Source organism: Streptomyces sp. NPDC048420 (genome assembly GCF_040651535.1).
Taxonomy (GTDB): Bacteria; Actinomycetota; Actinomycetes; order Streptomycetales; family Streptomycetaceae; genus Streptomyces.
This window is the reverse complement of record NZ_JBEZKG010000007.1, coordinates 365,760-377,776: the sequence shown is the minus strand read 5'-3', so window position 1 is coordinate 377,776 and position 12,017 is coordinate 365,760. Positions and strand designations below refer to the sequence as shown.

At 72.7% G+C, this 12,017-nt stretch carries 10 protein-coding genes; 4 read left to right on the top strand and 6 right to left on the bottom strand.

The window, feature by feature from the left end:
- The first annotated feature begins 240 nt into the window (after window positions 1-240).
- Window positions 241-1,179 (top strand): anti-sigma factor RsbA family regulatory protein, encoded by a 939-nt coding sequence (locus AB0D34_RS15235; RefSeq protein ID WP_362661576.1) that lies wholly within the window; start codon window positions 241-243, stop codon window positions 1,177-1,179.
- A 25-nt stretch (window positions 1,180-1,204) separates the two neighbouring features.
- Here the strand turns inward: AB0D34_RS15235 and AB0D34_RS15230 are convergent, their stop codons facing one another.
- Entirely contained in the window at window positions 1,205-2,299 is a 1,095-nt protein-coding gene (locus tag AB0D34_RS15230) for a Gfo/Idh/MocA family oxidoreductase (protein WP_362661574.1), read from the bottom strand.
- A 128-nt stretch (window positions 2,300-2,427) separates the two neighbouring features.
- Here AB0D34_RS15230 and AB0D34_RS15225 point away from each other — a divergent pair, with 128 nt between their 5' ends.
- Window positions 2,428-3,051: a ScbR family autoregulator-binding transcription factor gene (locus AB0D34_RS15225; protein WP_362661573.1), complete on the top strand. Its 624-nt coding sequence runs from the start codon at window positions 2,428-2,430 to the stop codon at window positions 3,049-3,051.
- 86 nt (window positions 3,052-3,137) lie between these two features.
- On the opposite strand, the gene AB0D34_RS15220 is transcribed toward AB0D34_RS15225, so the two are convergent.
- The 4 genes from AB0D34_RS15220 to AB0D34_RS15205 form a co-directional block, all read right to left on the bottom strand.
- Window positions 3,138-4,175: a rod shape-determining protein gene (locus AB0D34_RS15220; protein WP_362661571.1), complete on the bottom strand. Its 1,038-nt coding sequence runs from the start codon at window positions 4,173-4,175 to the stop codon at window positions 3,138-3,140.
- 192 nt (window positions 4,176-4,367) lie between these two features.
- Complete coding sequence (locus AB0D34_RS15215; protein WP_362661570.1) at window positions 4,368-6,038, bottom strand: carboxyl transferase domain-containing protein; 1,671 nt, start codon at window positions 6,036-6,038, stop codon at window positions 4,368-4,370.
- On the bottom strand, window positions 6,031-7,479 hold the full coding sequence (locus AB0D34_RS15210; RefSeq protein ID WP_362661569.1) for an acyl-CoA synthetase: 1,449 nt from the start codon (window positions 7,477-7,479) through the stop codon (window positions 6,031-6,033). The genes AB0D34_RS15215 and AB0D34_RS15210 overlap by 8 nt, the downstream gene beginning before the upstream one ends.
- Before the next feature lie 80 nt (window positions 7,480-7,559).
- Complete coding sequence (locus tag AB0D34_RS15205; protein ID WP_362661567.1) at window positions 7,560-8,957, bottom strand: SLC13 family permease; 1,398 nt, start codon at window positions 8,955-8,957, stop codon at window positions 7,560-7,562.
- A 206-nt stretch (window positions 8,958-9,163) separates the two neighbouring features.
- Between AB0D34_RS15205 and AB0D34_RS15200 the strand changes: the two genes are divergently transcribed.
- Window positions 9,164-9,871: a FadR/GntR family transcriptional regulator gene (locus tag AB0D34_RS15200; protein ID WP_362661566.1), complete on the top strand. Its 708-nt coding sequence runs from the start codon at window positions 9,164-9,166 to the stop codon at window positions 9,869-9,871.
- A gap of 40 nt (window positions 9,872-9,911) precedes the next feature.
- Here AB0D34_RS15200 and AB0D34_RS15195 read toward each other — a convergent pair whose 3' ends face one another.
- Window positions 9,912-10,787: a hypothetical protein gene (locus AB0D34_RS15195; protein WP_362661565.1), complete on the bottom strand. Its 876-nt coding sequence runs from the start codon at window positions 10,785-10,787 to the stop codon at window positions 9,912-9,914.
- A 137-nt stretch (window positions 10,788-10,924) separates the two neighbouring features.
- Here AB0D34_RS15195 and AB0D34_RS15190 point away from each other — a divergent pair, with 137 nt between their 5' ends.
- A complete protein-coding gene (locus AB0D34_RS15190) occupies window positions 10,925-11,977 on the top strand; it encodes a MerR family transcriptional regulator (RefSeq protein WP_362661563.1) in 1,053 nt (350 codons plus the stop codon).
- Window positions 11,978-12,017 lie beyond the last annotated feature (40 nt).

Below are 12,017 nucleotides of genomic sequence, written 5' to 3'. Positions count from 1 at the left end.
CGGGCGGTGCTTGGGTGCGCCTGCCCGGCCCGCCGAGGACTACACCCGGCCCTTCGGGGAATGACTGGCGCCCTCCGGGGGTAAACGCGGTCTCGTCCAGGTATCGACGGGGAGACGTTTCGGGAGGGGAGACGTATCGGAGGAGAGAGAGTCCGGTCAGTACTAGGGAGTCGGTGTGGACATCGGGCACGAGGCGTCACGGCGCCGCCTTCCGGTGAGCGGGAGCGTGGTGACGCCGCAGTGAACGCCGTAGCCGAATCAGCGGATCCGTTCGTCCATCCCGCGCTGTTCTACCGTGACGAGCGGGAGTACCTCGCCGGCGTGGTGCCGTTCGTGCGCAAGGCGCTCGCGGCCGGGGAACCGGTGGCCGTCGCCGTGCCCACCGAGAACCTCGGGCTGCTGAAGGCGGAGATCGGTGCCGACGCGGGCGTGCGCTTCATCGACATGCGGGAGGCCGGGCGCAACCCCGGCCGGATCATCCCCAACGTGCTGCGCGCCTTCGCCGACGCCCAGCCGCCCGGCATCCCGGTGCGGATCGTCGGCGAACCGATCTGGGCCGGGCGCTCGGCCACCGAGTACCCCGCCTGCGTCCAGCACGAGGCGCTGATCAACGCGGCCTTCGAGGGCCGTGACGTCACCATCCTGTGCCCGTACGACACCCGGCGCCTCGATCCGCAGGTCGTCGCCGACGCCTACGCCACCCATCCCGTGGTCATCGACGCCGACTCCGGGCGGGAGCGGGAGAGCGGACGGTACGACTTCGAGGCCGTGCACGCCCGCTACAACGAACCGCTGCCGCCGGCCCCCGGCGTACCGGCCCACGCCTTCGTCGCCGACCTGCTCGGCGAGGTCCGCCACCTCGCCACCGAAGCGGGCGCGCGGCTCGGGCTGGTCCGGCCCCGGCTCGACGACCTGGCGCTGGCAGCCGCCGAACTGACCACCAACAGCGTGCTGCACGGCGGCGGTTCGGGCTCCCTGCGGGTGTGGGCCGAGGACGGGTACGTGGTGTGCGAGGTGCGCGACAAGGGCCACCTCACCGACCTGCTGGCAGGACGCCGGCCGCCCTCCCGGGACCGGCAGGGCGGCCGGGGCCTGCTCATCGTCAACCTCGTCGCCGACCTCGTCCGCGTGTACACCGGGCCCGAAGGCACCACCGTCCGCTGCTGGTTCGTCTGTTGACAGGAGCCCCTTGACGCGCGTGCGCTCAGCCCAACCGCACCCGACTGCCGCTGTGCGCCGAGGACTTGACGGCGTCCAGCAGTCGGTGCGTACGGACCGCGGTGGAGAAGTCCGGGCCGGACTCACCGCCCGTACGGATCGCCCGGGCCAGGTCCGTGTACACCTGGGCGACATTGCTGACCGGCGACGGGTCGCCCAGCAGCGGCCGGTAGGCGTCCGGGACGGTGACCTCCCGGGCGGGGGAGCCGTTCGCCGTCTCGTGGGTCAGTGTGAACCGCGGGCCCACCAGCGAGTCGTCGGACGACACCAGGACCAGCCGGCCCGTCCGCCCGTGCACCTCGATCCGGAAGCCGTCACCGCGCGGACCGCCCGTCATGAAGTGCGCCGAGGCCGCCGCACCGGACTCCAGCAGACCGCCCAGCACGATCTGGTCCGGCGAGGTCACCTCGATCCTCTCGCCGGTCTCCGCCATGGTGACCCGGTCGATGCGGGTCGCCAGGGTGGCCGACACCTCGGTGAACTCCCCGACGGCGTACTGGAACAGGTCCAGCGAGTGTCCGCCCACCACGGCGAGATGGTTGACGCCCTTCGTCGCGTCGAACAGCGCCGCGTACCGGGTGGACCACACCTCGGCCGTGGACAGCGAGTACAGCAGGGACGCCGACAGCACCTCGCCGACCAGCCCCTGCGCCAACAGGTCCCGCAGCAGCCGCACTTCGGGATGGTGCCGGCTCTGCAGCCCCACGGCATGCCGTACGCCGGCGGCCCGCGCCGCCGACTCGAGGCGCTCGGCGGTCGCCGTGTCCGGGGCCAGCGGCCACTCGCTGTACACATGGCGGCCCGCGGCGATGGCCGCCTCCACCAGCCCGTCCCGGGAGGGGAGTTGGACGGCGACCGTGACGAGATCGACGTCCGGGTCGGTCAGCAGTGCGTGTGCGTCGTCGTACGACCTTTGCGCGCCCCACACTCCCGCGGCCGCCCGCGCCGACTCCGGCGTCGTACCGGCGACCGCCGTGATCTCGAAGTCGTCCAGCGCCGTGAGCGCCGGGAGATGGATGTTGCGACCCCATCCCCGCTCGGCATGGGCGCCGACGACGCCCACCCGGATCCTGTCCGCCATGTGAACTCCCTCTGATGATCGGTGTTTTGCCGGCCGCCGAGAAAAGTACCAGTCGGTTGGTTTTTTTGTGGGCGGGGAAGGCAGACTGATCCCGAGAGCTCGTCGCGACACAGGCAGAGGACGGACGCATGGTCAGGCAGGAACGCGCGGAGGTCACCCGGTCCGCCATCCTCGACGGGGCGGCCCGCGCCTTCGACGCCGAGGGCTACCACGGGACTTCGCTGGGGGACATCGTCAGGGAGGCCGGGGTGACGAAGGGCGCGCTGTACTTCCACTTCGGTTCGAAGGAGGAGCTCGCGCAGGCCCTCATCGACGAGCAGTTCGCCGCCCTGGAGCCGGTCACCGACGGCACGAAGCCCGGGGTGCAGACCGTCATCGACATCGTGCACGCCATGGCACGCCGGCTGGTGGCCGACGTCCGGGTGCGGGCCGGTATCCGCCTGGTCATCGACCAGAGCTCCAAGACGGGCATCGTCAGCGAGCCGTACACCCGGTGGATCGAGCTCTTCCGGGAGTGCCTGGTCCAGGCGCAGCAGCGCGGGGACGTCAAGGCGGACCTCGACCCCGGCCGGGTGGCGCGGCTGATCGTCGGCTCCTGGACCGGGCTGCAGCTCAGTTCCCAAGTCCTCAGTGGGCGGGCCGACCTGACGGAGGAGACCACGCTCATGTGGGAGATGCTGCTGCCGAGCATCGTGCCGCCGAGGCGGATGGAGCGGTTCCGTCCGGAGGGCAGTGTGCTGGAAACGGTGTGAGGCGCCCTTGATGTCGAGGCGAACGTCGAGGGAGCTGTGCCGGGTGTCCCTCGGTGCGTGGATCGCGGGCCGCGCTGTCCTGTGCCTCAGGTGGCCAGCGGGTCGAGAGACAGGGGCTCGATCTTGCCCTCCAGCATGTACCCCAGTCCCTGTACGGCGCAGACGCCGGGGCGTTCGGCGATGTGCACCGGCATCCCGGTGGCGTGCCGCAGCATCTGGTCCAGGCCGGGGAGCAGGGCGGAACCGCCGACCATCATGATGCCGCGGTCGGCGAGGTCGGCCACCAGGTCGGGCGGGCAGTTGCGCAGCACCCGGCCGATACCGTCGAGGACGGCGGTCAGCGGGGTCTCGATCGCGTCCCGCACGGCGGCGGTGTCGACCTGCACGGAACGGGCGAGGCCGGTGGCGACGTCCCGCCCGTGGATCTCGGTGGAGGCGGGGCCCTGCGAGGTGAGGCCGTTTCCGGAGAGGGCGAGCTGCAGCGGTCGTACGGACTGGCTGGGCAGCATCAGTTCGTGCTCGTGACGCAGGTGCTGGACGATCGCGTGGTCCACGGCCTCACCGCCGACGGGAATGCGCTCGGCGGTCACGATCGAGCCCAGCGACAGCACGGCGACCTGGGTGGCGGCGGCCCCGCACACCATGATCATGGTGGCCTCGGGGCGCTCCACGGGCAGTCCGCAGCCGACCGCGGCGGCGATGAGGGTGTCGACGAGCTCGACGCGGCGGGCCCCGAGGCCCACGAGGGTCTCGATGGCGGCCCGCTGGGCGAGCGGGTCGGCGTCGTGCGGGGTGCAGGCGGCGGCCCGCAGGATGGGCTTGCGGCGCAGCGCGCGGCGGATCTTGTCGCCGAGCAGGTGGCGCAGCATGCGCTGGGCCATCTCGATGTCGACGACGGTGCCGCCGGAGACGGGCCGTACGACCCGGATGTAGTCGGGGGTCCGACCCGTCATCTTCTCGGCGAACTCACCGACCGCGATCAGCGCGCCGGTCTTGGTGTTCACGGCGGCGGCCGACGGCTGGTCGACGACGAGCCCGGCCCCCTTCACGTACACCCGCGTCCGCGCCGCGCCCAGGTCGACGGCGAAGTGGCAGCGACGCAGCTGCTCCAGACTGGCGGTCATGGCGGGTCCTCCCGAGAACACAGACCGTGCGGCCCGCCGGGTGGCGGGCTTAGTGGCATCGTGCGGGGGGTGGGGGAGGGGGCGCCTTTATTAGGGGGCCGGGTGGGGTGCGGCTGAATGGGGGGTTTTGTCTGTTATACCCCGTAAAGGTGGCGTAAGTGTTGTGACGGGGGGTCACGAGTGGCGGCCGCGTCAGGGACGGATCACCCCCAGCTCCACCAGGTCCTGCGGCCGGATACGCAGTTGGTCCGCCGTGGTCTCGGTGTCCTCCGGTGGGCGCTTGAGGATCGCGGCGGCGAGTTCCGGGGCGATGACGGAGAAGTAGCTGTCCGGGGTGGCGTACGTGGCGCCCGGCGCGGCGAGTGCGAGGGCGCCGCCGGAGCCGCCCTCGCCGATCAGGAGGGTGGTGATCGGGGTGCGGGCGGCGGCCACCGTGGTGAACAGTTCGGCGATCGCGGCGCCCGCGCCCTGCCGCTCGGCCTCCGCGTCGTTGGCCGCGCCCGGGGTGTCCACGAGCGTGAGCACGGGGATGCCGAGGCGGTCGGCGAGACGGATCAGGCGGGTGGCGGTGCGGTAGCCGGCGGGGCGGGTCGCGGTGCCGGTCTGCGCGGCATAGGCGATGGTACGGCCCTCGTGCTCACCGAAGCCGCAGAGCATGCCGGGGTCGGTACCGCCGCAGCGGTCGCCGGAGATCGCGGCCCGGTGGGTGATGTAGGCGTCCAAGTAGCTTTCGGCGCGGGGCCGTTGCGGGGAGCGGGCGCGCTGGACGGCGTGCCAGCCGGTGGCGGGGGGAGTGGGGGCGCCGAGGGGTGGGGGGACCGGGGCGGGGGTGGGCGCGGACAGTGTTCCGCGGGGCGGTGTGGGCACGCGTCCGTCTTCGGGCGGGGCGGCGTGTCCGGCGGGGGGTACGGGAGTGGTTCCGTCTGGGGGTGCTGCAGCGGGCTTGTCCTGCGGGGCCGCGGTGTTCTTGCCGGGGGGTACGGGAGTGGTTCCGTCTGGGGGTGCTGCAGCGGGCTTGTCCTGCGGGGCCGCGGTGTTCTCGCCGGGGGGTACGGGAGTGGTTCCGCCCTGCGGCACCGCGGTGTTCTCGCCGGGCGGTACGGAAGTGGTTCCGTCCTGCGGCACCGCGGCGTGTCCGTCGGGCGCTGCGGTGGCGGGCCTGTGGGTCGGCGCGGCTGTCGGGCCGACCGCCCGCCTCCCCAGCAGCCGCAGCCAGCGCCCCAGCGCCGCCCGCAGCTCGTCCGGCCTGACGACCCCGTCCGCCGCCCCCGCCGCCACCTGCGCCTCCGCCGTGTACGCCGACGGGTCCGCGTCCGGCGGCCGGACCCGGGAGCCCGCGAAGCCGACCTGCGCGCCAGGGAGGGCGAGGATCACGTCCGCGCCGGCGCCCAGGGTGGCCCAGCCGCCACCCGTGGTGGGGTCGCGCAGTACGGCGATCTGGGCGAGGCCGGCCTCGCGGGTGAGGGCCGACTCGCGGGCCACGCGCTGGAGTTGGGTGAGGGCCAGCATGCCCTCCTGCATACGGCTGCCGCCCGTGGCCACCAACGGGACGACCGGGAGGCGGTGTTCGCGGGCATACGTGTACGCCGCCTCCAGACGGTCACCGGTGCGTTCGCCCAGCGAGCCGCCGAGGTAGCCGAACTCGAAGGCGATCAGGACCGCTCGCGTGCCCTCGACATGCGCGGTGCCGCAGATGACGGACTCCGACTCGCCGGTGCGTTCGGCGGCGCGGGCGCGCGAGGCGTCGTAACCCTGCCAGGCCAGCGGGCCGTCGGGCTTCGACTGCCGTTCGGGGTACGGGATTTCGGCGAAGTCGTCGGTGACCAGCGCGACGATCTCGCGTGCGGACAGGCGCTCAGGCATGCAGCGCCCGCTTCATGATCTTCCCCATGTCGTTGCGGGGGAGGGCGGCGAGGTGGTGGACGACCCGCGGGCGCTTGTGCGGAGCGAGGCGCCGGGCCACGTGGTCCGCCAACTCGGCCAGGAGAGGGGGCGATTGGGGGTCCGCAGGGACGACCCACGCCACGATCCGCTCGCCCAGGTCCGGGTCCGGCTCCCCGGTCACGGCCGCCTCCCGCACGCCCGGGTGTTCCAGCAGCGCGTTCTCGATCTCGCCCGCCCCGATCTTGTAACCCCCGCTCTTGATCAGGTCGGTGGCCTTCCGGCCGACGACCCGGACGTAGCCGTCCGGGTCACGTACCGCCATGTCCCCCGTACGGAACCACCCGTCCGCCGTGAACGCGGCCGCCGTCGCGTCCGGACGGTTGAGGTACTCGGTGAACAGGTTCGGGCCGCGCACCTGGATCTCGCCCACCGTCTCACCGTCGTACGACGTGATCGGCGCCCCGTCCTCCTCCACCAGCCGCAGCTCCACCCCCGGCAGCGGTACGCCCACGGTCCCGGCGCGCGGTTCGCCGTCCGCGCGCACACTGGTGTTCATGAGGGTCTCCGTCATGCCGTAGCGCTCGACGACCCGGCGGCCGGTCGCGGCCGCGATGCGCTCGTGGTCGTGCACGGGCAGGGCCGCCGAGCCGGAGACGAGCAGCCGGGCGTGGGTGAGGGCCTTCGTCAACTCCGGGTCCTGCGCCAGGGTTTCGGCGATCCGGTGGTACATGGTCGGGACGCCGAACAGCATGGTCGCGCCGTCGTTCAGCTCACGGGCCACACCCTCCGTGCTGAAACGGCCCAGGTGGCGGACCGAGCCGCCGCGGCGGAGCGGGCCGAGGATGCCCAGGACCAGGCCGTGCACATGGAAGAGGGGGAGACCGTGCACCAGGACGTCGTCCGACGTCCACTGCCAGGCGTCCGCCAGGGCGTCCAGAGTGGTGGCCACGGCCCGGCGGGGGATCACCGCGCCCTTCGGGGGGCCGGTGGTGCCGGAGGTGTAGACGACCAGGGCGGGGGCGTCGTCCTGCGTGCCGGGATCGGGGGCGGGGCCGGCGCCGGTGCCCTGTACGTCGATGTCGACGCGCTCCAAGTGCCGTACGGCCGAGGGGAGTTCGGCACCCGGTGCGGCGAGCAGCAGACCCGGCGCGCTGTCGTTCAGGATGTGCCCGAGTTCCTGCTCCCCGGACTTCGGGTTGAGCGGCACCGCGGCGACACCGGCCTCCAGCGCCGCCACCACGGCCACCGCGGTCTCCAGTTCCGCTGTCGCCCAGACGGCCACGCGGTCGTGGGGCGTGAGCCGACGCGCCAGCGTGCCGGTCGCAGCGGCGAGGTCCGCGTACGTCAGGGAGCGGTCACCGAACCGCAGGGCGACCCGCCCCGCCGAGTCGCCGGTCAGGGCCGGGAAGAGAGAGGACACGCGTCGTACTCCTTAACTGTCGTTGCTCTGCTGCCGCGGAGGCCGCCGGGCCGGTTGCCGCGGGCGGCCGCCGGTCGCTCCTACCCGAAGCCCGGTACGACCAACACCAGCCACACCACCGCGGGTACCACCGTCACCACGATGCCCCCGTAGATCATCAACTGCCGGAAGAAACGCTCGCGGTCCACGTCCGGTGCCGCGGCCAGCACCAGCGCGCCGTTCGTCGAGAACGGGCTCACGTCCACCACCGTCGCCGACACCGCCAGCGCCGCCACCATCCCGACCGCCCCGATCTCACCCTGTGCGAGGAACGGCACGGCGAGCGGGATCAGCGCGCCCATGATCCCCACGGACGAGGCGAACGCGGAGACGATCGCCCCGATGTAGCACAGCAGTACGGCGGCCAGCAGCGGGACGCCGATGCCGCCGACGCCCTCACCGGCCCACTTGATCGTGCCGATCTCTTCCAGCACACCGACGTAGGTGAGGACACCGCAGATCAGCAGCACCGTCGACCAGGCGATCTGTCCGACCGCCCTACGGCTGTCCTCCGGCCAGGCGGCGCTCAGGATCACCGCGAGGGTGATCGACGTGAGCCCCGCGTCGAGGTCGAAGGCGAGCACGGCGACGACCAGGGCGACCAGGGCGGTGAGGGTGGCGATCCGGGCGGGGGTGAGGCGGGTGGTGTCGGGGGCCTCGGGGCGGGTGGACACGGCGGTGGCGGGGCCGGTGGCGGGGCCGGTACCGGTGGCGCTGAGGGCTGTGCCGGAGGGGGTGGTGGAGCCGGTGCCTTCGGTCGGTGCGTCGCGCTGGGCGGGACTGCCGCCCCCCTCGGTGGCCCCGGTCGCCCCGTCCACCGGCACCGCCCCCTGCGCCCACAGCTTCAACCCGCCGAACAGCACGAACATCACGCCCGCGATGACGACGTTGACGACGAGCGAGGCCAGGAACAGGAACACCTCGTTGCCGGGCAGGCCCTCGCGCTCGACGATGCCGTTGACGATCGTGCCGTAGATGCTGATCGGCGAGAAGCCGCCGCCCTGGGCGCCGTGCACCACCATCGCGCCCATCAGCAGCGGGCTGATCCCGTACCGCGCGGCGAAGCTCAGCGCGATCGGCGCCACGATCGCGACCGCGGCCGGGCTGACCGCTCCGATCGCCGTCAGCGCGCCGGTGATCGCGAACATCACCCACGGGATCAGCGCCACCCGCCCGCGCACCAGCCGGATGGACGCGTGGACCAGCCAGTCCGTGGTGCCGTTGGCCCGCGCGATCGCGAACAGGTACGTCACACCGACGAGGACGACGAACAGGTCGCCCGGGAAGCCGGCGAAGATGCCGTCCGCGTCGAGGTCGGCGACGAGCTCGCCCACCGCGAAGGCGGCGGCGAAGGCGAGGGCGCCCATGTTGACGGAACGGGTGGTGGCGATGACGAACACCACGACCAGGACGAGGATCGAGATGAGTTCGGGGGACATACGGGCTCCCGTCGTTGGGCCCCGGAGCGATTGGTCAATTGGCTGAGCCACTTAGCCACTCAGCCACATGGGGATGGCTGGTTAGCGTGGTGCGGGGCGTGCCGAACGTCAAGAGGGCGAGCAAAATTGGCTCAGCCACTCGACCAATTGGCCACCTATGGGGGCGTTACGGGGTGTTACTCTCCCGACGAACGAGAGGGGGACCCGTGACCGACGCCCTGCGCCCCATGACCAAGCAACGCCTCTACGAGCAGGTGCTCGACCGGCTGCGTCAGTACGTCGCCGAGGCCGGGCTCCGGGCCGGTGACCGGCTCCCGCCCGAGCGCGACCTGGCCACCCGCCTCGGTGTCAGCCGGGCCTCCGTGAAGCAGGCGATCGTGGTCCTCGAGGTCCAGGGCCTGGTCGAGGCACGGCACGGCGGCGGGACCTATCTCGTCCGGGACAGCCTCGACGTCGAGCCCGTGGAGAAGATGGTCGAGCGGCGGCAACGCCTGCCCGACGTCCTGGACGCCCGCGAGGCCCTGGAGACCAAGCTCGCCGAACTGGCCGCGGAACGCCGCACGGACGAGGACCTGTTCGCGATGCGAACGGCTCTCGCGAAGATGGCCGGCGAGATCGAGGACGGCGGCCACGGCATCGAGGGCGACCGCCTGTTCCACGCGGCGGTGACAGCGGCCGCGCACAGCTCTCTGCTCGCCGAGTTCATGCGCTCCATCGCCGACCAGATCGCCGAGAGCCGCACCGAGTCCCTGCGCCAGCCGCACCGCCCCGAGCGCTCCCTCGCCCAGCACCGCGCGATCCTCGACGCGATCGCCCTCCAGCGCCCCGGCCAGGCGGCCTCGGCGATGCGCCGCCATGTCCGCACGGTGGCGAAGGTACGGCTGCTTGACTGGGAGCCGGAGGAGGACGGCTGAGCCGCAACGGCGTTTGCCCGCGGGCGACTTGAGCTCGACGCTACCGCCGCATGGCCGCCGCCAGCACCGCCTCCACCACCCGCCCCACCGACCCCGGATGCAGGAACAGGAACAGGTTCGGTTCGACCAGCTCCAGCTCCATCACATGCGGCTGTCCGTCCTCCCCGTCGACGAGGTCCACGCGCGCGTACAGCAGTTCCGGAGCGTCCGGTACGGCGGCCAACGCACGCTCGGCGACGGAGAGTTCGGCCGGGGTCGGGGCCCAGGGCTCCAGGCCCGGATGGGCGACCTTGTCCGCGTCGAAGGCCGTACCGGGGGCGAGGACGGCCCGCTTGCGGCTGGCGTGCAGCAGCCGTCCCCCGAAGAACTGCAACGCCCGCTCACCGCCCGCGTCGATGCCCCGCATGTACGGCTGCACCATCGCGGTCAGCCCCTCGACGTGCATGCGCCGCAGCTGTCGTACGGCGGTCTCGTGCTGGTCGGGTGTGTAGCGCGCCGCGTACCGCGCCCCCGCTCCGGAGGTCGGCTTGACGACGTACTCGTGCGCGTCGGGGAGGTCGAGCGGGTCGCCGGGCGCGAGGTAGCGGGTCGGCACCACCGGCACCCCGGCCTCCGCGAGCTCCCCGAGGTACCGCTTGTCGGTGTTCCAGCGCACCACCTCCGCCGGATTGGCGAGCCGCGTCGCCTTGCCGCACCGCTCCGCCCACGCCGTGAACTCGGCCGCCCGCCAGCTGTAGTCCCAGGTGGACCGGATGAGGGCCAGGTCGTAGTCGGCCCAGTCGACGTCACCGTCGTCCCAGAACACGGTGTCCGCCTCGGCCCCGGCCTCGCGCAGCGCGGCCGCCAGCACGGGCAGGTCCCGGTCGCGGTGGGGCTCGGGACGGGGGTCGTAGGTGACGAGGGCGACTCGGGGCACGGCGGATTCCCTTCTCGTACGGCTGCAGCTCCGGCTCGACCGGCAGGCTAACCGTGGCGGAGGAAACCGCGGCAACCCATTTACCTTCCCCCTCGGTGAAGCCCCACCATCGGGACGACGAGGAACGGAGGAGCCGAATGGAATGGCTGACGATCGGTGCCTTCGCGAGGGCGAGCCGGCTGTCGCCGAAGGCGTTGCGGCTGTACGACGAGCTGGAGCTGCTGCGTCCGGCACGCGTGGACCCGGACTCCGGCTACCGCTACTACACACCGGGCCAGCTGGAACAGGCCCGGCAGGTGGCGTGGCTACGGCGGCTCGGCATGCCGTTGGCCAGGATCCGCACGGTGTGCGCCCTGCCGCCCGCTGCCGCCGCCGACGAGATCCGGGCGTACTGGGCGCAGGTGGAGGCCGAGACGGCCGTACGACGGGATCTGGCCGCGTTCCTCGCCGACGAGCTGGCGGCGACGCCGAGGAAGGACACCAGGATGCTCGAACTGCGCTACTCCGCCCACTCGGACCCCGGCCGGGTCCGCCCCGCCAACCAGGACACCGCCTACGCGGGCGGCCGGCTGCTCGCGGTCGCCGACGGATACGGCCCCGCGGGGGCGCCCGCCAGCAGTGCGGCCGTGGCGGCGCTGCGGTTCCTGGACAGCGACGACGTCCCGGCGGGGAACGTGCTCAACCTGCTGGAGGACGCCGTGCACGGGGCGAGCGAGGCGGTGCGGGGCGTGGACGCCGGGGCCGAGGAGAACGGCACGACCCTGACCGCCCTGCTGTGGACGGGCTCCCGTCTCGCCCTGGTCCACATCGGCGACTCGCGCGCCTATCTCCTGCGCGGTGGGGCCCTGTTCCGCATCACCCACGACCACACGGTGGTGCAGTCGCTGGTCGACGCGGGCCGGCTGACCGTGGAGGAGGCCGTCACCCACCCGCAGCGGGCGCTGCTCCTGAAGGCGCTCACGACCGGCACCCCGGATCTGAAACTGCACGATGCCGAGCCCGGCGACCGTTATCTCCTGTGCTCCGACGGCCTGTGCGCCGTCGTCCCCGACGCCGCCATCCGCGACCTGCTCACCGCCGCCCCCGCCCCCGAGGCGGCCGTGCACTCCCTGGTCGACTCCGCGAACGCGGCCGGCGGCCCGGACAACGTCAGTTGCGTGGTCGCGGACGTGGTGGCGACAGCGGCCTGACGCCTGGCCGCGGCACCGGCAAGACCCCCACCGACACCCC

What these genes read in the sequence shown, in the direction of transcription:
- AB0D34_RS15230 (WP_362661574.1), bottom strand. Translation starts at nt 2,299, where the DNA reads ATGGCGGACAGGATCCGGGTGGGCGTCGTCGGCGCCCATGCCGAGCGG.
- AB0D34_RS15225 (WP_362661573.1), top strand. Translation starts at nt 2,428, where the DNA reads ATGGTCAGGCAGGAACGCGCGGAGGTCACCCGGTCCGCCATCCTCGAC.
- AB0D34_RS15220 (WP_362661571.1), bottom strand. Translation starts at nt 4,175, where the DNA reads ATGACCGCCAGTCTGGAGCAGCTGCGTCGCTGCCACTTCGCCGTCGAC.
- AB0D34_RS15215 (WP_362661570.1), bottom strand. Translation starts at nt 6,038, where the DNA reads ATGCCTGAGCGCCTGTCCGCACGCGAGATCGTCGCGCTGGTCACCGAC.
- AB0D34_RS15205 (WP_362661567.1), bottom strand. Translation starts at nt 8,957, where the DNA reads ATGTCCCCCGAACTCATCTCGATCCTCGTCCTGGTCGTGGTGTTCGTC.
- AB0D34_RS15190 (WP_362661563.1), top strand. Translation starts at nt 10,925, where the DNA reads ATGGAATGGCTGACGATCGGTGCCTTCGCGAGGGCGAGCCGGCTGTCG.